The organism is Saccharopolyspora sp. SCSIO 74807, assembly GCF_037023755.1.
GTDB classification, from domain to species: domain Bacteria; phylum Actinomycetota; class Actinomycetes; order Mycobacteriales; family Pseudonocardiaceae; genus Saccharopolyspora_C; species Saccharopolyspora_C galaxeae.
The window spans coordinates 1,517,795-1,537,571 of sequence record NZ_CP146100.1 but is presented as its reverse complement, the minus strand read 5'-3'; the positions used below and the strand labels follow the sequence as shown (position 1 = coordinate 1,537,571).

Genomic DNA, 19,777 nt, shown 5'->3' with positions numbered 1-19,777 from the left:
TTTCGCCCGCTCCGTTCGTAGTCTCACCGGCATGTGCGCAGTGCAGAAGGCCGGTGTCCGATCGCGGCGCAGACCGGTGCTGGCGGTGAGCGCAGCGGTGGGCTGCGCCGCGTTCCTCGGAGTTTCCTGCCTCGCGTGGTCGGCGGATTTCCCGCTCGGCTCGACCGCGGGCCACGTCGTGGTGGACGACGCGAGCGGCGAGGTCGAGTCGCAGGACAACGAGCACCTGAAGTTCCGCGCCGCGTCGGTGGTGAAGCTGCTCATCGCGCTGGACCACCTGGAACGGCTCGATCCCGACGTGCCGATCACCGAAGACGACCGGTTGCTGCTGCAGCCGATGTTGCGCTCCAGCAATGACGACGTGGCCACCGCCTTGTGGGCGGAGGGCGGCGGGGTCGAGATCATCGAACGCGCGGTGGACAAGATCGGCTTGTCGGACACCGAACCGCCGCCGGCGGGCCAGGAAACCACCTGGGGCTACACCAGGATGAGCGCTTCGGACGTCGCCGCGACCTACCGCTACATCAGGCACGGGGCCGATCCCCGCACTCGGGATTTCATGCTGGAGAACCTGCGGCGGCACACCGCCTGCGCCGCCGACGGTTTCGACCAGTCCTTCGGCCTGCCCAGCGCCGCGCCCGAGGTGGGTGCGGTCAAGCAGGGCTGGTCCGGTTTCGGCGCCTCGCCCGCGTCGGGCCGCAGGTGCAACGGCTCCGACGATCCGGCCCGCACCGGTGAGCTACTGGCCGATCTCGCGGGGCAGGCGGTGCGCGCGCCGGCCCCGGTGGACGACGTCCCGACCGCGGCGGACGACGTCCCGGCCGCGGCGGAGCAGGCAGCGGACCCGAACACGACGCGGCGAGCCATGCACACCACCGGCATCGTCGACGACAAGATCGTCGTGCTGCTCACGCTGCAACCCGACGGCACCACCTGGCAGACCGCGGCCGACGCGGTGTCCGAACGCACCGGCGAGTTGCTGCAGAGCTGATCTCCGCGGCGGGCCTCCGGGGTTCTGCGATCTCTTCCGGGCTGTCGAAGGGAATCCCCGATCTTCCGTCCGAAGTGGACCACTCGGCCGCGTAGCGGCATAGGGTCCGCTCGTGGCCAGTATTCGAAACCTCAAACATGCCAAGGAATTCGGTCGTTTCGTCGGTGCCGCGGCGGTCGGCCTCGCACTGCTGGCGTCTCCGGGAGTCGCCTCGGCCGCCGAACTTCCCGCGAACTCCACCGCCGCCCACGTCGTCATGGACGAGTCGGGCGGGAAGGTCCGTTCGAAGCACGACGAGCACCGGAAGTTCCGCGCCGCGTCGGTGGTGAAGCTGCTCATCGCCGTGGACCACCTGGAACGCCTCGACCAGGCCAAGCCGATCCCCGAGGAGGACAAGCTGCTGCTGCAGCCGATGCTGCGATCCAGCAACGACGACGCGGCCAGCGATTTCTGGGTGCGCAACGGCGGCGCCGAGATCATCGATCGCTCGGTCGCCAAGATGGGGCTGCAGGACACCGTGCCGCCGCCCGCCGACCAGTCGAGCGTTTGGGGCTACACCGGCACCAGCGCCTCCGACATCGCCAAGACCTACCGCTACGTCCTGGACAAGACCGATGCCCGCACCCGGGACTTCGTGCTGACGAACCTGGGCAAGCACACCAAGTGCGCCGCGGACGGTTTCGACCAGTCCTTCGGGCTGCCCAGCGCCGCGCCCGAGGCGGACGCGGCCAAGCAGGGCTGGTCCGGCTTCGGCGACGGTCCCGCGCCGGGACAGGAGTGCAACGACTCCGACGATCCCGCGCGCACCGGGCAGCTGCTGTCCTCGGAACCGGTCCAGCGCTCCAAGGCGTCGGCTTCGGCGGAAAGCCGCGGCGGCGCGCGGCCGTTCGCGGCGAACGGCGACGTGGACCTCACCCGGCGAGCCATGCACACCACGGGCATCGCGGACGGCAAGATCGTCGTGCTGCTCACCCTGCAGCCCGATGGCACCCCCTGGCAGACCGCTGCCGACGGGGTGACCGCCAGCACCGAGGAGCTGCTGGCCGGCTGACCCGCGGCCAGCGCCTCCGGGCCGCACCGCCTTGCCGACCGCTCACCGCGCGGGCGCCGCACCTCCGGGCCCGGGCGTTGAGCGGTTCTGCGCGGCGGGGCCGCTGATTCCGCCCGCTACCGCCGCTGCCTGCTCACGACGGGCGGTCGAGCCCGAGGCGGCGGGTGACGTCGTGCGCCATCCGCACCGCATAGCTCTGCCCGCGGTCCTGCGGATAGATCTGGGACATGGTGGCGAGCGTGACGCCGGGCATCGGGGTTTCGTGCGCGGGGATCAGCGAGCGGTATTCCGGGGTGACGATCGGCTGCGCGAAACCGGCCTTGGAGAAGTGCCAGTTCGAGATCCACGACTCGTCGAAGTCCGGGTTCAGCTTGCGCAGCCACGGGATGTAGCGCTCCAGCAGCTCGGCGGGCTCGGTGGTGAACCGCCAGTCGTCGCGCGGCACGTAGTTGCCGACGTAGACCACGTGCTTCCCGCCGTACTCGGCGCGGTCGACCATCCGGGTGTGCTCGACGACGGCGAGGAACGGGAACTCGGTGTCGTTGATGTTCAGCCAGTAGTACGGGATCAGGCTCCGCTCGCACTCCAGCACGAAGCAGGTGGCGCCGAGGTACTGGTTGCGCCACAGCACGTCGTCGGATTCGAGGTCGGCGGCGCGGGCGAACGCCGGCTGCGGAACCGTCACGACCAGCCGGTCGAACTCGTACTCGGCGCCGTCGGCGGTGCCCACCGCCACCAGGTCGGGCTGGCTGATCGAGCTGACCGGTTTGCCGAACTCGACCCGCCCGCCGCGGGCGGTCACCGCCTCCAGCAGCGCCCGGTACACCTGCTCGAACCCGCCGTGCACGTAGCCGAGGCCGAACGTGCGGTAGTGGATCCGCGCCCACAGCCAGGCCATCGAGATCTCACCTGCGCGCTCGCCGAACTTGCCGGTCAGCAGCGGTTCCCAGATGGTCTCGGTGACCCGGGGCCCGGCCCAGCGGCGCATCCAGTCCAGCGCGCGCACCGAGTTGAACCGGGAGCCGTCGCGGACCGCTTTGAGCGCCGCCGAGCTCGCCCCGAACCGCAGGCGGTCGAGCAGCGAGAACTCGGGGAACCGCAGCATTTCCGCCGGTGTGCCGAACGGGTGCGTCCGCCCGCCGTAGTAGACGCCGGTGGCGGGGGAGTGGAAGCGCAGCTTGTCGCCCAGGCCGAGCTCCTCGACCAGCTCGATCATCGCCCGGTCGGTCTTGAAGCTGTGGTGGTAGAACCGCTCCAGCGGTGTGCCGCCCACCTCGATCGAGGCCGCGAGCCCGCCGAGTTCGCCGGAGGCTTCCAGCACGGTCACGTCGTGGCCGGCCTTGACCGCGTCGAACGCGGCGGTCAGGCCGGTGGCACCCGCACCGACGACACCCAGCTTCATCCGAAACTCCACCTCTTGTTGATCAAGTACTGCAGCCCGACGACCAGCGGGATCGCGGCCGCTTTGACCAGGTTCGGATTCCAGCCGAACGCCCCGGAGCCGAGCTGCAGCAGCAGGAACGTCAGCGCCATCCCGGCCAGGCCGACCGTGTAGAACCGGGCGAACCGCCGCAGCAGCCGGTCCCGGGTGCGGAAGTTCAACCAGGCGTTGAACACGAAGTTGTTCGCGATGCCCACGCTGGTGCTGATCGCGTTCGCCACCTGCTCGTGCATCCCGGCCACGTTGAACAGCAGCAGGAACAGCAGGTAGTCCAGGGTGACGCCGCAGACTCCGATGATCCCGTAGAGCACCAGCGCGCGGCTCGGCAGCGGCAGTTTGACCTGCTGCTCAGTCCTGGTCATGCCGGATCTCTCTGCGCACGATGTACAGCGGCCGCTGCTGGACCTCGTGGTAGATCCGCCCGATGTAGCTGCCGATCACGCCCAGCGACAGCATTTGCACCCCGCCGAGGAACAACATCACCACCATCAGCATCGTCCAGCCGGAAACGGTGATCGACGGCCACAGCAGCCGCATCGCCACCGCGTACATGATGCCGATCGCGGCCAGCGCCAAGCTCACGAACCCCACCCGAGTGATCAGCTTCAGCGGTGCGGTGGAGAAACCGGTGACGCCGTCGGCGGCCAGCCGCACCATCTGCTGCAGCGGGTACTTCGTCTCGCCCGCGGCGCGCTCGTCCCGGTCGAACAGCACCTCGGTGTGCTGGAACCCCATCGAGGCGACCATGCCGCGGATGAACCTGCTGCGTTCGCGGAAGCCGCGCAGCTCCTCGGCCGCGCGCCGGTCGAGCAGGCGGAAATCGCCGGTGTCGGTCGGGATGTCCACTTCGGCCCAGGTGTGCAGCAGCCGGTAGTAGGTGTGCGCGGTGAGCCGCTTGAACCGGGTGTCCTGCCTGCTGCGCCGCCGCGCCGAGACGATCTCGGCACCGCCGCGCCAGGCGTCGATCAGCTCCAGGCTCACCTCCGGCGGATCCTGCAGATCGGTGTCCATCACGATCACCGCGTCGCCGTCGGCGTAGTCCAGGCCAGCGGTGATGGCGATCTGGTGGCCGAAGTTGCGGGCGAAGTCCAGCACCCGCACCCGCGGATCGGCGATGGCGAGTTCCCGCAGGATCACCAGCGAGCGGTCCGCGGAACCGTCGTTGACGTAGATGAACTCGTAGTCGAATTCGGGGCGCGTCCCGGTGGCCGCGAGCAACGCGCGGTGGAAACCGCGGATGCCCTCGGCTTCGTTGTAGACCGGCAGGACGTAGCAGATCCGCAGGCCGGTTCTCGCGCGCTCGCGCCGCGGTTCCGGCGACGGCACGGGTACGGCTTCGCCGATCGTTTCCGCCACCTGAAAGACCTCCCTCGCTCCCACCCGCTGCGTGGACGCCGCGGACCGCCGGTGCGTTGCCCGTGGAACGGGCCCGGGCGGGGCGGTGCCGGGCGCACTCGCGCACGATCAGTTTTGCGCAGCACGGCCGCGGTTCGCAGCCCGATCGTTTGATCGTTATGTGCGCGCGGGGTCAGGGATGCAGGTTGCCGGGCTCGAACGGGTACTCGCCGTCGCCGTCCGCGCCGCCCTGCCGCACGCGGCGGGTGCGGGTGTCGTAGGCGTCCCGTTCCACGTCGTAGCTCACCGACAGCACGTGGCCCCAGATCACTCCGGGCGCACCGCGCAACCGGCTCGGAGTCTCCAGGCGGCGGGACTGGCTCAGCGCGCCGGTGAACACACCGCCGTAGGACGGGTCGAACGCCATCGAGCCTTCTCCGCCGGGCGGGGTGACCAGCACGCCCGGACTGTCCGCGGTGCCCCGCGTGACGCGCGGGTAGTCGATGTGGCACGGGAACAGGAAGCTGATCGGCCAATCGACCAGCGCAGGCCGCCCGCCGTCCAGAACGTCGCGCAGCGGCACCACATCTCGCACCGCCGGGCCGCCGAACGCGAGCCAGCCCTGCTCGTCGGTGGTGGTGTCGGTGGCGCGCAGCCGCACCCGGTCGGTACCGGCGGGCAACTCGTTCGCGTCTACGGTGAGCAGCCGCCAGGAGCTGAAGTCGCGCCAGTCGACGGGCCTGCCCATCCGCGGATCCTCGAACGGGAGCTGCTGCGGCGGTGCGTCCCGCAGCGTTCGCGAGCCGAGGCCGCGCGTCCCGGAACCGGTCGAGCCGCCGAACTCCATGCGCAGGTCGTTGCCCTGCTCGGGGCGTCCGGCGACCCACACCGACAGCACTTGCCCGGGGCGCGGGCGGGGCAGCTCGAACCAGCCGGTGGTCACTTCGCCGACGGTCCGCGGCCCGTTGGCCAGGCTGTCCCACATCAGCGGACTCGCCTCGGCCGGTGTCGCTTCCGGGCCGGTCGGGCGCAGCGGTCGCTCGCCCGGCGGGCGGCGCAGCAGCGGTTCCTGCGGGGGCCATCCGGGACGTCCTTGATTCGCGGCGAAGCCGCTGCCCGTCTCGCCGCTGCCTGCTTCGCCGGTGTCGTCCAGCGGGCCGTCGGTGATCCGCAGCGTGCCGTTCTCGGCCAGCGGCAGCGTCTCCACCTCGTTCTCGATGCCGCAGCTGCGCGCGCGAACGCTGTCCCAATTGGACTGAGCGATGGAGAATTCGCCGGCCTTGGCGGGCGCCTGCGCGAACGAGCCGAGCAGCACCCCGACCATCACCAGCGCGGACAGCGTGAACAGCGAAGAAGCAGGCAGCGTGACCGCCGAAGCGAGCACCCGCAGCCGCACCAGTCCGTATGCCGCGAGCCCGACGACGGCGGCCGCTGCCAGCCACGCCAGCGGGCTGTCCAGCGGCAATCCCAGCGGCCGCACCGGGGCGTCCGACCACGCCATGCCGAAATCGGAGTACTGCCACCACGAGTTCGGCCCCATGAACGACAGCGCGGCGGCGACCGCGGCGGCCACCGCGCCGAACAGGCCGAGCAGCTTCGCCTCCCGCCGCGCGGACTCCAGCACGCCCGTCCGGGACAGCAGCACCACCGTCGCCGCCAGCAGCGCGGGCGCGAGACCGGCCAGCGCGCCGAAGTGGTGCGTCCACTTCGACGGCGTGAACCACAGCGTCGCGAACACCGCGACCACCGAGCCGAGCAGCAACGGCAGCTCCGGCATCCGCGTCATGCGGTGCAATCCACGCATCGCGCACCCGGCGGTGATCAGCACCGCGGTCACCGTCAGCAGCACGGCCAGCCGTTTGCCCGCCGAGCCCCACGAGGTGGTGCCCAGCAGCTCCGCGTACCGGTCGATCTCCTGGTACCAGCCCAGGCTCGGCCCGAACTCGTTGTGCACGGCATTGGCCTGTTTGAGCCCGTTCCAGGTGGAGTCGGTGAACATCGCGACCACACCGACCGCGCCGAGGCAGCCGAGCAGCGCGACCCGTGCGGGCAACACCAGCCACCGGCTGACCGTCCCGGGGCGCAGCAACAGGCGCCGGATCCGCGGCGCGAACATCGCCACGATCAGCAGTGCGGCGATCCCGGTGGGCGTGACAGCGACCGTGAGCCCGGTCAGCAACGCGGCGGCGCCGAGCCATCCGAACGGCGAGCGCGCGCCTTCGGCGCTCGCCCGCAGCAGCGCCGCGACGACACCGGCGGTGCCGAGCGCGACGAACGCCTCCGGCCGGATGCCCAGGTCGAACGGCAGCCAGCAGACGAGGAAGAACACCGCGGTCAACAGGTGCAGCGGCACTCGCCGGGTGCCCCGGCACAGCCGCGCGACGATGCCGTGGCCGAGCACCAGCCAGGTGAGGAAACCGGCGACGACGCTGGGCACCCGCAGCCACGCGGGCGCCAGGCTGTAGTCGGAAACCCAGCGCATCAGGTGCTGCACCAGCGTGAACGGGGTTTCCGAGGCGTTGAACCAGCGGTAGAAGTTGCCGATGTCGCCGGTCTCCGCGAAATTGCGCACGGTCAGCATCGCGAAGCCGTCGTCATCGCTGAGCGGTCCGATGACCAGCCACGACGCGAGCGCGGCAGCCACCGCGGCATCAGTCAGCAGTATTAGTGAAGTGTTCCACCGAATGCGTCGGCGCAGTGCCAGCCGGACCCCGGTCCACGTCGGCGGCGCGTGCGCGACCAGCAGCAGCAGCGACACCGCGGCGAGCAGGATCGCGGTGAGCGCCAGCGACCTCTTCAGCGGCGTCGGGGACGTCTCGAACCACGAGTAGGTGCGGGCGTCGACCGACAGCTGCGCCGCGTCCGGCGGCGCGAGCCCGGTGCGGAAGGTGAAGACCTCCGGCGCGGCGACTCCCGGCAGCGTGATCACCGGGCTGTCGCCGATCGAGACCTGCGAGTCGTGCCCGTCCGCGCGCACGGTCAGGTCGCAGTCGGCAGGCAGCGGCGGCAGCGGCACTTCGCGCTGGCCGAGCACCAGTTCCGGCTCGCCCGCCGCGGTGCTCAGCACCATGCCTTCGCGGTCGCTGCCCGGCGGCAAGGTTGACAGCAAGGTCGTCGGCGCGGGCTTGTCCAGCGCTGTGCGCAGCACCGGGCAGGGCACCGTCGCGGTGAATTCGGCAGGCCGGTAGGGAGCGAGCAGGGCGGTCGTGGACACCGCGGGTTCCTCGGCGGACGGCCAATGCACGTCCGTGCGGTCCGCCCACACCGGCGCGAACGGCAGCACCAGCGCGCAGATCAACCCGGCCACGCCCGCGAACAGCGCCAGCGAGTGCGCGGCCCACCGAGCCCGCAGCGCCGCCCGCGCTTCCAGTTCGTCGAGGCGGGAGCGCTGCGCGATGTCCGGGTCGTCCGCGCGGACCGGGCTGCTGGGCTCCACGGCACCGTCCTCAGATCGCCAAGCCGGGTGGGGTAGCGAAGGCATTCTTCCCCACGCGCCACAGCGGTTGCGGGTTGCCGTCTGCGGCCACGACCCGGGCTATCAGCGCGGACCGGCGGCGGCCAACGATCCTGCGCGGCAGCCGATCGAACCGTGGTCCCTTCGTGACCGGACCGAGAGCGGATCAAGCCCCGAGCAGCTTCTCCAGCAGTTCGGCACTGCGTTCGGTGTTCAGCGCGGTGTCCTGGAGCCGGTCGAAGGTGCGCGCGTACCAGTCGGTCTGCGCGTTGCTGTCGAGGTAGCTGGAACCGATCAGCTCCTCCAGGTAGACCACCGAACTCGGGGTCGGCTGCTCGGTGCGCACCAGCTGGAACGACGTGGCCATCGCCGGGTGCGCGCCGGTGTCGAAGGGCAGGATCTGCACCGCGACGTTCGGCAGATCGGCCAGCTCGCGCAGGTGCTCCAGCTGGTTCTGCAGCACCGGCTCGCCACCCACCGGGCGGCGCAGCACGGCTTCGTTGAGCACGGCCGCGATTTGCGGTGGCTGCTCCCGGTCGAGCACCGTTCTGCGTTCCTCGAGGACCGCGGAAAGGCGTTCGAGTTCTTCGTCGCTCAGGCCGGTGTCGGCGGCGCGGTTGATCGCCTTCGCGTAGTCGGCGGTCCGCAACAGCGCGGGCACGAGTTCGGACTGGTAGATCGAGACCGCGGTGGCAATGCTTTCCAATGCGACGAAACGTTGCGCCCAATCGGGAACGCGAATCTGATTCCGCTTCCGCGCCTGGCGGGCGAGTTCCAGCACGGCTTCCGTCGGATCGCCGTGCACCCCGTAGAACCCGACGAGCAGCCGGACGTCACCCGGGCCGATGGTGGCCTTGCCGGTTTCGATCTTGCTGATCTTCGGTTTGGTGCACTCCAGCGCGAGCGCCGCCTCGGCCTGCGTCTTTCCGCAGCTCTCCCGCATGTCGCGGAGCAGCCGTCCCAGTCGCAGGCGGGCCACGGGCGGGCTCAGCGCGCGGTGCGCGACGCTGTCCGCGGGAACGCCTCCGGCGGAGCCATCGGCGCGGATGCGCTGCCGGCCAACGCCCTCCCGGGAGAGGCTCTCGGCGGTGCGGCTCATGATTCCCCTTCTGCTCGGATTGTCTGATCCGGATGCGATCCGGTGGTCTGATCCGCCGGTGGTTCGGTCCGGTGATCGGGCGGGCTCCGGCGCCGGAATGACATGGCTTCACTTTCAGTTCTTCCAGCGGAATCCGCGCACGGCAACCAAGATCATCCAATTGGGTAGTTCCCGGTGCGAAGCAGGTTTCTTTATCGTTCATGAGGGCGGTCGCCACGGCGGCATTTTCCCGCGACGCCGGACCGGGGCGAACGGGTGGAACCGCCCGGAGCGAGTCGCAGCAACGGGCAAGGAATACGAATCCGGCCGCCGGTGCATCCGGCGAGAGCTCCCGAGACGCGAGGAAGCGAGCATGAGCATCGAAATCTGCGCGACGATCGCGCTGTTCGCGCTGACCACCGCGGTTCTGCTGGCGTTCCCGCTGCGCAGCGGCAACGGCGAGCACGCGCACGCGGGCCCGGGCACGTTGACGGTGCACCGCCTGCACGAGGTGGTCGCCGCGCTGCCCGCCGGTCCTGCGCAGCTCGCCATTCCCGAACCGGCCGCTCCCGCATCGGCCCGGTCCCGGACCCGAACCGGCTCGGCCGCCGCCGAACCGGACGACGAGGACATCGCCTGGCCCGAGCACGACTGGTCGGAGTACGTCGGCAGGCACCGCCTGAGCACCGACAACCCGATCTTCCACCGGCTCGCGATGGGCGTGTGGCTCTACATCCACCGCCATCCGCACTCGCGGGAGGCGGGCAACCGCCGCTTCCGGCATCCCGGAAAAGAGTTCGTCGTGTTCAACAAGCCGCCGCTACTGTTGGACCAGCCGTTCTGATCCGCCGACCGCAGGCGGCGCTCCGGGTGATCGGCGAGGCTCCGGCGGTTCCGGGCTCGCCGTAGCGGCGGGGTCGCAGCCGGGACCGAGGCAGCTTGTCCGCCGACACCTCTCCCACGCTGCTACTGGTGCACGGCGCGGCCTCCACCGCGCAGGTGTGGGGCCCGCTGCAACGCGAGCTCGCGCTGCTAGGCCACCGGACTCTCGCGGTGGACCTGCCGGGGCACGGCACCCGCGCGCACCATCCCGCCGGTTACCACCAGTCGCCGCAGGACCTGGAAGCGTTCGCGGCCGAGCCGTCCGCGCTGGCCGGGATCGGACTCACCGACTACACCGACGACCTGCTGGCGGTGGTGCGCAGGCTGGCCGAGCACGGCCCGGTGGTGCTGGCGGGTACGAGTGCGGGTGGAGTGCCGATCACCGCGGTCGCCGAGGCCGCTCCGGAGCTGGTCCACGGCCTGGTCTACCTGTCCGCGTGGTGCGCGGTGCGCTCGGCCACCGTCGGCGAGAACGCCACCTGGCCCGAGCACTCGGGCAACCCGTTCGACCAGATCCCGTGGCCGCAGGTGGGCGACCCGGAGCGGCTCGGCGTGGTCCGGCTCAACCTGCGCAGCGCCGATCCCGACTACTTGGCGAAGGCGCACGCGGCGATCATGGCCGAGGGTTCCGCGGACGAGTTCCGCGCGCTGCTGGGCACCATGGAACCGGACGTGAACTTCCTGCTCGGAACCCAGCGATGCCCTGCGACTCCGCAGCGGTGGGGCCGGGTGCCGCGGCACTACGTGCGGTTCACCGCGGACCGAGCGATCCTGCCCGCCGCGCAGGACCGGATGATCGCCGAGGCGGACGCGCTGGCGCCGCGGAACCCGTTCCGGGTGCACTCCGTCGACGCCGGGCACGTCGGTTACCACAGCCGTCCCCGCGAGCTCGCCGAACTGCTGGACGGGATCGTGGCGGGTTCCGCCCGGCCCGCGGACCAGGCGGAACCCGCGCGGATCACGACCAAGGACCGTCGCTGACGCCGCCGGTGACGGGGTCGAACAGGATGTAGCCGCGCTGGAAGTCCACCTGCGTGCCGCCCTCGACCTCGTGCGGATCGGAGGTCGGGTAGCCGAGGTATCCGGACTGCCGGTCCAGCTCGTCCCAGCGCGCCAGCACCGCGCCGGTCAGCCAGTGCGCACCGGCGTCCGGGTGCCAGTAGGCAACACCGGCTTGCTCGCCGGAGAACTCGTTGTAGCGGCCGACGCCGTCCGGCGCCGCCAGCTCGTCGGTGACCGGATAGCCCAGCGGCCCGGTCTCGGAGCCCTGCGCGATCCAGGCGTCGCGGATCGCGCCCTGCACCGAGTGCGTGCCGGTCCGCTCGGTCGAGTACACCGATGCGCCCGCGGCGTCCGGCCCGACGAACTGGTTCTGCTCGCCGAGCCCGTCCGGCGTGGCCTCGGTGGTCGTCGTCGGATACCCGAGGTAGCCGACCTCCCAGCCCTTCTCCGCCCAGAACGCCCGCACCGCGCCCCACACGCCCTGCGCGCCGGTGTCCGGGGTCCAGTAGATCGAGGCTTCTCCGCGGGTGCCGCCGGTGAACTGGTTGTAGCGGCCGACTCCGTCCGGCGCGATCAGCTCGTCGCTGGTGGCGGCCCCGAGCGACGCGTAGCCGCCCGCGGAGTCGTAGCGGGCGGCGATGTCGCCGTGGATCTCGGCGACCCCGGTCCGCTCGGTGTGGAACAGCCAGCCGTGCTGGAACTGCCGGTAGGTGACCGCGCCGTCGCCCTGTTCGGAGTCCACCGGGTCGCCGAGCAGTTCCCGCAGCGCCGCGTCGTTCCAGTAGCGGTCTTCGATCGGCGTGAACTCCCGGACCTGTGCGGGTGGTGCGGCGGAGGCGGGCGCCGCCAGTGCATCCGGGGTGGCCAGTGCGACCGGGGTGGCCGGTGCCAGCGGGAGGGCGGCCAACGGTAGAAGGGCGAGAGCGGTGCCCCAGCGTGTCGTGTTCAAGTCGGGTCCCCTTTTTTGTTGTCCGACACGGTCACCGCTCGCACGCACCGGCCACCGCGCCGGTTTGCCGCCGTCCGGCAAATTCACCGGTTCGGCCGCACGGCCCGGTTCCGGGCGCTAGTCCCGCGCATCGCCGTCCCGGTCGGAGCGCTGCACGCCCGCATTGCCGTCGATGTCCCCGTAGTCGTTGTCCGCGAGGGTCGGCAGCCGCGTCCACCCCTGCCGCGTCACCTGCCGCACGTCGAGGTCGTACTGGCCGACCGGGTGCAGGTAGCGGTTCACGAACACGTTCCCCCACGGCAGCCGGGGCGGTCCGCCGGGCAGTTCGGCGGGCAGCTTGGTCTGCACCCACGTTCGCGAGGTCTGCACCCACGCGCCGGCCCACGGCAGGTTGCTGATGTTGTCCAGCCATTCCGACGGCAAGCCTTCGTCGGCGGTCAGCCGGACCTCGGGCGTCTCGGTGATGCCGTTGTGCACCGACACCTGGTTCACGCACGGCCACAGCGGCGCGGCGATGTGGTTGGCGAACACCGTGCGCCCGCGGGTGACCTCGGTGACGGGCCGGGATTCGGTGGCCTTCGGCTCGGCGACCGCGAGCCAGCTGTTCGCGCCGGTGATCCGGTCGACGGCCACCACCCTGGCGGCGTCCGGTCGAGCCTGCGGCACCGGCGCGGAAACCTGCTGCCATTCGCGCAGTGCCGAGCGCCGCAGGTCCGGCGTCAGTTCCGCGGAGCCGGTGACGGTGAAGCCGTCACCCGCGGCGTGCCCGAACTCGACGCGCAATTCCTGCCCCTCGAGCCCGCCAGCGACGGGCACGGTGATGTTCGTGCCCTCGCCTGCCAGCGGGTACCACGGGGTGACGAGCTTGCCGACGCTCGGCGTGGTGCCGTCCGGGCGCGCGTCGTGCCAGAGCGCGGTGGGCGAACCCCACGGGCTCGTCGGAATCGGAGGCTGGGCGCCGGAGCCCGCGAAATCGTCGTACACCTCGGCCTGCCCCACGGGAGCACCGAGCTGCCGCTGCACCGGCAGCTGCACCCGCGCATCGGAAGCCAGCCCGCACCCGTCGCCGAAGGCGGTCTGCATCCCGCTGCGCGCCACCGTCCACCCCGGTGCCTGCGCGATCGGCGCGTACACGAACAGCGCGCCCATCAGCAGCACCGAGCCGAGCGAGGCGGTCACCAGCACGGCCCGGTCCGCGCTGATCCGCACGAGCTTGCCGGACCGGCGTCGCCAACGCGCCCACAACCACGTGCCCAGCGCGAGCGCCAGCCACGGCAGCGGGTTGTGCAGGAAGAGCGGGCCGATGTGCGGGAGTTGGTCGTCGGCGGCCGGGTTCACGTGGTTGCCGAACCGCTGTCCGGCGTCGGTGAACGGGATCCACCAGTTCTTCCCGGCGAAGCTCAGCGACACCGCGCCGATCAGCACCAGGACGCTGCCGATGCTGATCACCGCCCCGGCCCGCCGCGGCAGCGGGGATCGCAGCAGCACGGCCGCGAGCAGCACCGTCGGAGCGGCGGCGATGGAGTGGAAGTGGTTCACCCACTTCGTCGGGCTCAGCGCGATCAGGCCGAGCGCCATGGCGGTGGTGATCGCGCTGGTGAGCACGAGCCGCCGGATCGGGTCACGCCCCATGCCGCCGCGCCCGCTGGCGACGGTGACCACGGCCAGCACGCCCAGCGCGAGCAGCACCGGCAGCCGCCGCGCCCAGCCCGCGGTGTTCAGCAGCGTGTTGTAGTGCTCGAACTCCTCGTACCAGGAGAACGACAGGTAGTACCACTTGTGCACGTCGGTGGCCTCGAGGACGTCGCCGAGCGTCGCGTCGGCGAAGCCCACGGGCACGATCACCGAGGCCGATGCCGCGGCCAGCAGCAGCACCCCGGCCCGCTCCGCCCAGCTCTGCTCGCGCAGCCAGCGCAGCACCCAGGGCACGCTCAGCAGCAGCGGTGCGGCCGCGACCACCCCGGACGGCGAGGCGGTGACCGCGAGCGTGGCGCACACCGTGCCCGCGGCCAGCGCCCCGACCGACCGCTGCGCCCGCGCCGCCTCGGCGAACACCAGCGTCGCCGCCGCGAACAGCACGATCACCGGCTCCGGACGCAGCGTGGTGCCGTAAGGCAGGTACCAGACCAGGTGCGCGACCAGCAGCGCCCACGGCACCGCCCGCAGGTTCGCCGTCCGGCCGAGCATCGTCGCCAGCAACACCCGCAGCAGCGCCCACGTCGCGAGGCCGCAGAGCGTCGGCACCAGCCGCATCCACCACAGCGACCATCCGCCGAGCCAGCCCCAGACCTGCAGCATGTACTGGCTGAGCCCGAAGGGGTTCTCCGTGGCGTTGTACATGTAGACGAAGTTGCCGAGGTAGCCGGAAGCCTCGGCGTTGCGGGCCATCATCATGTACCAGCCGTCGTCCATGTTGGCCGGTCCGAGCAGCACCCACGCCACCGAGACCAGCACCACGACCGCGTCCGCCGGTGCCGGCCGGGGAACCCGCAGGCGGTGCATCGACTGCGTGCCGCGCCATCGCCGCCAGGCCAGCACCAGCAGCAGCGCCAGGCAGCACGCGTGCGCGATCAGCAGCACCGTTTTCACCGCGGTGGGGCCGGATTCGTAGCGCGCGTCGGTGTGCAGCTCGACGCCGAGCCCGGGAGCGCCGGGGACGTCACTGGCCAGTTCGGCCACCTGGGGCGGCAGCAGGTCCGGCCGGGACACCAGCTCGTGGCCGTCGCGCAGCACCTGCACGCCGCCCGCGTCGGCGTGCACCCGGTAAGCGCAGTCGCCCGCGGGCAGCGGCTCGGCCAGCAGTTCGTCCACGCCGTATCCGAAGTGGACGGTCCCGGAGCCTGCGGTGACGCGCAGGCCGGGTCCTTCCGGCGACGTGCTCAACGCCGTGCCGTCCTGCGCGTCCACCGCGTGCAACGCCCCGCACGGGATCGTCGCGTCGAACTCCAGCGGCCGGTACGGCGATAGCGGCAGCACCGTCGACGATGCCGGAGCATCGGCTTTCGGCCAGCGCACCACCGGGTCGTCGGCGCGGACCGGAGCCAGCACCGCCAACACGCCGAGCAGCAGGGTCAAGCCGCCGAGCGCCGCGAGCAGCGCGGCACCGGCACGCGAGGAACGTGAAAATAAGCCCACGTTTCGTTGATCGCTGACCAGCGTGAATGCTTTTCCGTGGTTGGATTGCTATCCGATTACGATCGTCTGATCTGCGGAAATACCCCGGAGATTCGTCCCGGTTCAAGGGTTTCCCCGCAGCGCGCTCACTCCGCGGCGGTGGCCGCCGCCGCTTCCCGCCACTGGTCGAGATCCCCGCGCAACGCCGCGAGCTTCACATCGAGCCGTTCGATCGCGTCCGCGCCGACCGGCAGGTGCCCGGGGAGCTTCTCCTGCTCGGTCACCTCGCAGATGAACCGCGCGGCGAGCATCGGGTCGCCGAGCTGAGCATGGTTCGTGGCGGCCGCCCAGTCCAGGGTGTCGTGCGCGGGAGTGCCGTCGTAGACCGCGAGGGGGTTCGCGGGCCGCGACAGCGAGCTGCCGTCCAGGAAGTCCGTCCGGAAAGTACCCGGCTCGACGACCATGCTCTGCACGCCCAGCGGTGCCAGTTCCGCCGCCAGCGCCTCGCTGATCCCGGCCACTGCGAACTTCGTGGCGTTGTACGCGCCCGCGCCCGGCTCGCCCTCGAATCCGCCGCGGGAACCGATGTGCACGATGCGGCCGCCGGACTCGCGCAACGCGGGCAGCGCCGCGCGGGTCGTGTTCAGCAGGCCGAACACGTTCAGCTCGAACAGCGAGCGGACCTCCTGGTCGGACAGTTCCTCCAGCGCGCCCAGCAGGCCGCGACCGGCGTTGTTGACCAGCACGTCGATCCCGCCGAACCGGTCGATCGCCGCGTCGATCGCGGCGGGGACGTCCGCACGGCGCGTCACGTCCAGCTGCACGCCGAGCACCTGCTCCGAGTCCCGCAGGTCGGCCGGGAGCTTGCGCGGGTCGCGGGCTGCGGCCACGACGTCGTTGCCGCGGGCGAGCGCGGCACGGACGATCTCCGCGCCGAGACCGCGAGCCGCGCCGGTGATGAACCACGTTGCCATTGCCGAATTCCTCTCCTAAGTGCCTGTCTTTGAACTTGTTGTGCGGAGGTGTCCGGGTAGCGGAACCTGGGCACACACCCGGACCGCCAAGTTCAAAGACAGGTTCTAAGATCCTCCGGCCGTGCCGGCCGGACGAACACCACGGAAGCAGCTCGGCGACCCGATTCGGGCGGCTGAGCAGGCCCCGCTCATCGGGGGAAGAACCGTCCCACCCGAGCGGTCCCTCGGCCCGCCTGCGCAGGGCACACTGGTGGTATGAGTCCACAGCGCACCGCTCTTTCGGGGTTCCTGCGGTCCTGCCGGGCCAGGGTGGACCCGGCGGAGCTGGGCCTGCCGGACACCGGCAGGCGACGGGTTCCGGGGCTGCGGCGCGAAGAACTCGCCCGGCTCGCCGGCGTGAGCGTCGACTACTGCACCCGCCTGGAGCAGGGCCGCAGCACCACCGCCTCGGCCGAAGTGCTCGACGCGCTGGCCGGCGCGCTGCGGCTGAACGATGCCGAGCGCAGCCACCTGTTCGACCTGGCCCGCCCCGGCCCGGAACGCAAGCGGCGGCCGAAGCCGCAGCGCGTGGCTCCGGCCACGCTGGACCTGGTGCGCAGCCTCGACCAGGTCTGCTCACCGGCGTTCGTGCTCGGGCGGCGGCTGGACGTGCTCGCGCACAACCGGATCGCCGCGGCGCTGATCACCGACTTCAACGCGCTTCCGGCGCAGCGGCGCAACCAGGCGCGGTTCGTGTTCTTCGACCCGCACGCACCCGAGCTCTACGCGGACTGGGACGCGGTGGCCGCGGACACGGTGGCGATGCTGCGGCTGGACGCGGGCCGCAACCCGGACGATCCGAAGCTCAGCGCGCTGATCGGGGAGCTGTCCATCCACAGCGAGAAGTTCCGCCGCTGCTGGTCGGACAACAAGGTGCACCTGCGCACGACCGGGACGAAGGGCTACCACCACCCGCTGGTCGGCGACCTCACCGTCCGGTACCAGGCGCTGACGCCCAACGGCGATCCCGATCAGAGCGTGTACGTCTACACCACCGAGCCGGGATCCTCTTCGGAGGCGGCCATGCACCTGTTGTCCCGGCTCACCTCGGAGGGCAGCGAGCGCACCGCCGAGCAGCCGACGCCTGGGTGAGCGGCATCTTGCGAGCGCGCTCGGCCCGTCGATGGTGGAACGGGACGCGCTGCAGATCGTGGCGGTGCTCGGCACGCTACTGGCGCTGCACGCGCTGATCCGTCCACGCCTCCGGACGATCGCCGCCGTCGCCGGTTGCACCACCGCGGCCGCGGGGCGGCGCACCGGCCGAACATTTAAGTCCACAGTGGACTCGTGTGGAAAAAGCGGGCCGCCGGAGCGAAAAGCCCCGGCGGCCCGGCGGATCGAGCGGCTCGATCAGAACGACAGCTTGCGGAAGATCGCCCGCGGCAGGTGCCGCAGCACGGTCATCACCCAGCGCATCTGCGCCGGGACCCAGATGGACTCCTTGCCCTTGCGGACCGCGTCGACGATCGCGGCGCCGACCTGCTCCGGCGTCTGCGCCATCGGCGCGGGCTTCATGCCCTCGGTCAGCTTCGTCTTCACGAAGTTCGGGCGCACGACCGTGACCTTCACGCCCGAGTCGGACAGCGCGTAGGTCAGGCCGGAGTAGAACAGGTCGATGCCGCCCTTGGCGGAGCCGTAGACGAAGTTCGTCCGGCGCGCGCGCTCACCGGCGGGCGAAGCCATCATCACCAGGTGCCCGTGGCCCTGCTTGCGCAGCTTCTCCGCCAGGTGCACGCCCAGCGACATCGGCGCCACGTAGTTGACCTCCGCGGTCAGCCGCGCGGCCGCCGGGTCGGTCCAGCACTTCTCGTTGTCCAGCTGCACGCCGAACGCGACCAGGGTGACGTCGATGTCGCCGTCGGCGAACGCCTTCTCGACCACCTCGCCGTGCGTTTCCGGGTCGCGGGCCTCGAACTCGATGGTGCTGACCGTGCTGCCGGTCTTGCGCAGCCGCTCGGCCGCGGCTTCGACCAGCTCGGCCTCCTCCGGGCGCGCGGCCAGCACGATCCGCAGCGGGCGCTGGTTCGCGTACCGCTCCGCGGTCGCCAGCGCGATGTCGGAGGTACCGCCGAGGATGAACAGGGACTGCGGGTTGCCAACGGCGTCAATCACAGCTCGAGCCTCCGGCTCATGTCTGAGGCGAAAACGCCTCGGGGGTCAACGGATTGGCGGATCTTGCGGAACTCCTCGACCCGCGGATACATCTTGTGGAACGTCTCCGCGGTGGTCCGCGAGTCCTTCGCGGTGTACAGGCGGCCGCCGAGCGAGAGCACTTCCTCGTCCAGCTCGGTGCAGAACCGGCTCAGCCCGTCCACGATCGGGAAGTCCAGGCACACCATCCAGCCGGGGTGCGGGTAGGACAGCAGGCCCCGGTTGCCCTCGCCCATCTTCTTGATGACGTTGAGGAACGAGACGTGCCCGGAGTGCGCGATCTTGCGGATGATCCGCTTGAGGTCCTCCTCCTTGCCGTACGGCACGGAGAACTGGTATTGCGCGAAGCCCTGCGAACCGTACGCCCTGCTCCACTCACCGATGAGGTCGAGCATGTGGTAAAAGGCGCTGATGTTCTGGATCTGGTCCCGGCCGCGCTTCGGGGTCTTGCGGTAGTACAGCTCGCCGATCGTGCTGAACGTGAGCTTGTTGCCCAGCCGCGGCGGGAACACGTCCGGCAGCGTCAGCAGTTGCGGGGCGTCGAACTTCAGCGGGTCCGCGCGCAGCTTCTTCGGCAGCTGGTCGACGGTGGCCAGCGAACCGCGGCCGAACGCGGCGCGGCCCAGCTTCGACCCGGTGGAGATCGAGTCGAACCAGGCCGAGGAGTAGGTGTACTTCTCGTCCGAGCCGTCGTCGAACAGCGCGATCGTCTCGTCCAGGTCGGCGGTCTGATCGGTGTCCGCGATGAAGTACGCGGTCTCGGTCCGGGTCATCCGGATCTTGGCGCGCAGCAGGATGCCGGTCAGGCCGATGCCCGCCACGGTGGCCCAGAACAGCTCGGACTCGGCGCCGTCCGGCGTCAGGGTGCGGACTTCGCCGTCCGCGGTGAGCAGGTCCATCGACACCACGTGGTTGCCGAAGCTGCCCGCGCTGTGGTGGTTCTTGCCGTGGATGTCGTTGGCGATCGCGCCGCCGATGGTCACCTGGCGGGTGCCCGGCAGCACCGGAACCCACAGGCCGTAGGGCAGCGCGGCCTTCATCAGCTGGTCCAGGCTCACGCCCGCGTCCACGTCCACCAGCGCCGAATCGGGGTCGATGTCGTGGATGCGGTCCAGCGGGGTGATGTCGACGACGACGCCGCCCGCGTTCTGCGCGGGATCGCCGTAGCTGCGGCCCAGGCCGCGGGCGATCACACCGCGCTCGTCGCTCTCGCGCACGGCGCGGGCGATCGCCTCGACATCGCGGGTGCTCAGCACGCGGGCCTGGGTCGGCGCGGTGCGCGCCCAGCCCATCAGCGTGCGGTTCTGCAACGCAGC

General features: G+C 71.0%; 15 protein-coding genes. 5 read left to right on the top strand and 10 right to left on the bottom strand.

The window, feature by feature from the left end:
• Positions 1–31: 31 nt before the first annotated feature.
• Positions 32–991 (top strand): hypothetical protein, encoded by a 960-nt coding sequence (locus tag V1457_RS06775; protein WP_338601503.1) that lies wholly within the window; start codon positions 32–34, stop codon positions 989–991.
• A gap of 112 nt (positions 992–1,103) precedes the next feature.
• A complete protein-coding gene (locus tag V1457_RS06770) occupies positions 1,104–2,042 on the top strand; it encodes a hypothetical protein (RefSeq protein WP_338601500.1) in 939 nt (312 codons plus the stop codon).
• 133 nt (positions 2,043–2,175) lie between these two features.
• On the opposite strand, the gene V1457_RS06765 is transcribed toward V1457_RS06770, so the two are convergent.
• The 5 genes from V1457_RS06765 to V1457_RS06745 all read right to left on the bottom strand — a co-directional run bounded on the left by V1457_RS06765 (position 2,176) and on the right by V1457_RS06745 (position 9,371).
• Positions 2,176–3,444, bottom strand: a complete 1,269-nt coding sequence (locus V1457_RS06765) for an NAD(P)/FAD-dependent oxidoreductase (protein WP_338601497.1) — start codon at positions 3,442–3,444, stop codon at positions 2,176–2,178.
• Positions 3,441–3,845, bottom strand: a complete 405-nt coding sequence (locus tag V1457_RS06760) for a GtrA family protein (RefSeq protein WP_200068140.1) — start codon at positions 3,843–3,845, stop codon at positions 3,441–3,443. Before V1457_RS06760 ends, V1457_RS06765 begins: the two co-directional genes overlap by 4 nt.
• On the bottom strand, positions 3,832–4,839 hold the full coding sequence (locus tag V1457_RS06755; RefSeq protein WP_200068141.1) for a glycosyltransferase family 2 protein: 1,008 nt from the start codon (positions 4,837–4,839) through the stop codon (positions 3,832–3,834). The genes V1457_RS06760 and V1457_RS06755 overlap by 14 nt, the downstream gene beginning before the upstream one ends.
• 172 nt (positions 4,840–5,011) lie before the next feature.
• Positions 5,012–8,254 (bottom strand): arabinosyltransferase domain-containing protein, encoded by a 3,243-nt coding sequence (locus tag V1457_RS06750; protein WP_307849844.1) that lies wholly within the window; start codon positions 8,252–8,254, stop codon positions 5,012–5,014.
• A gap of 184 nt (positions 8,255–8,438) precedes the next feature.
• Positions 8,439–9,371: a helix-turn-helix transcriptional regulator gene (locus V1457_RS06745; protein ID WP_200068143.1), complete on the bottom strand. Its 933-nt coding sequence runs from the start codon at positions 9,369–9,371 to the stop codon at positions 8,439–8,441.
• Between the two features lie 352 nt (positions 9,372–9,723).
• Between V1457_RS06745 and V1457_RS06740 the strand changes: the two genes are divergently transcribed.
• The gene (locus tag V1457_RS06740; protein WP_338601489.1) at positions 9,724–10,194 is read left to right on the top strand and encodes a hypothetical protein; all 471 of its coding nucleotides are present in this window, start codon (positions 9,724–9,726) and stop codon (positions 10,192–10,194) included.
• Between the two features lie 95 nt (positions 10,195–10,289).
• Entirely contained in the window at positions 10,290–11,213 is a 924-nt protein-coding gene (locus V1457_RS06735; protein ID WP_338601486.1) for an alpha/beta fold hydrolase, read from the top strand.
• Here V1457_RS06735 and V1457_RS06730 read toward each other — a convergent pair.
• The 3 genes from V1457_RS06730 to V1457_RS06720 form a co-directional block, all read right to left on the bottom strand.
• Positions 11,191–12,183: a hypothetical protein gene (locus V1457_RS06730; protein ID WP_338601482.1), complete on the bottom strand. Its 993-nt coding sequence runs from the start codon at positions 12,181–12,183 to the stop codon at positions 11,191–11,193. The two genes, V1457_RS06735 and V1457_RS06730, sit on opposite strands and share 23 nt — an antisense overlap.
• 117 nt (positions 12,184–12,300) lie before the next feature.
• A complete protein-coding gene (locus tag V1457_RS06725; protein WP_338601479.1) occupies positions 12,301–15,318 on the bottom strand; it encodes an arabinosyltransferase domain-containing protein in 3,018 nt (1,005 codons plus the stop codon).
• Between the two features lie 125 nt (positions 15,319–15,443).
• Positions 15,444–16,271, bottom strand: coding sequence for an SDR family NAD(P)-dependent oxidoreductase (locus V1457_RS06720; RefSeq protein WP_338601476.1), 828 nt, complete (start codon positions 16,269–16,271; stop codon positions 15,444–15,446).
• Between the two features lie 255 nt (positions 16,272–16,526).
• Between V1457_RS06720 and V1457_RS06715 the strand changes: the two genes are divergently transcribed.
• Entirely contained in the window at positions 16,527–17,402 is an 876-nt protein-coding gene (locus V1457_RS06715; RefSeq protein WP_200068147.1) for a helix-turn-helix transcriptional regulator, read from the top strand.
• A gap of 258 nt (positions 17,403–17,660) precedes the next feature.
• Here the strand turns inward: V1457_RS06715 and V1457_RS06710 are convergent, their stop codons facing one another.
• Entirely contained in the window at positions 17,661–18,422 is a 762-nt protein-coding gene (locus V1457_RS06710) for a decaprenylphospho-beta-D-erythro-pentofuranosid-2-ulose 2-reductase (RefSeq protein WP_200068148.1), read from the bottom strand.
• Positions 18,419–19,753 carry an FAD-binding oxidoreductase gene (locus V1457_RS06705; protein WP_200068665.1) on the bottom strand — a complete coding sequence of 445 codons (1,335 nt, stop codon included), beginning with the start codon at positions 19,751–19,753 and terminating at the stop codon, positions 18,419–18,421. The genes V1457_RS06710 and V1457_RS06705 overlap by 4 nt, the downstream gene beginning before the upstream one ends.
• Between the last annotated feature and the right edge of the window lie 24 nt (positions 19,754–19,777).

Bases quoted from the DNA above. Each gene is read 5' to 3' on its own strand.
- V1457_RS06775 (WP_338601503.1), top strand. From the start codon at position 32: ATGTGCGCAGTGCAGAAGGCCGGTGTCCGATCGCGGCGCAGACCGGTG.
- V1457_RS06765 (WP_338601497.1), bottom strand. From the start codon at position 3,444: ATGAAGCTGGGTGTCGTCGGTGCGGGTGCCACCGGCCTGACCGCCGCG.
- V1457_RS06760 (WP_200068140.1), bottom strand. From the start codon at position 3,845: ATGACCAGGACTGAGCAGCAGGTCAAACTGCCGCTGCCGAGCCGCGCG.
- V1457_RS06745 (WP_200068143.1), bottom strand. From the start codon at position 9,371: ATGAGCCGCACCGCCGAGAGCCTCTCCCGGGAGGGCGTTGGCCGGCAG.
- V1457_RS06740 (WP_338601489.1), top strand. From the start codon at position 9,724: ATGAGCATCGAAATCTGCGCGACGATCGCGCTGTTCGCGCTGACCACC.
- V1457_RS06720 (WP_338601476.1), bottom strand. From the start codon at position 16,271: ATGGCAACGTGGTTCATCACCGGCGCGGCTCGCGGTCTCGGCGCGGAG.
- V1457_RS06715 (WP_200068147.1), top strand. From the start codon at position 16,527: ATGAGTCCACAGCGCACCGCTCTTTCGGGGTTCCTGCGGTCCTGCCGG.
- V1457_RS06705 (WP_200068665.1), bottom strand. From the start codon at position 19,753: ATGGGCTGGGCGCGCACCGCGCCGACCCAGGCCCGCGTGCTGAGCACC.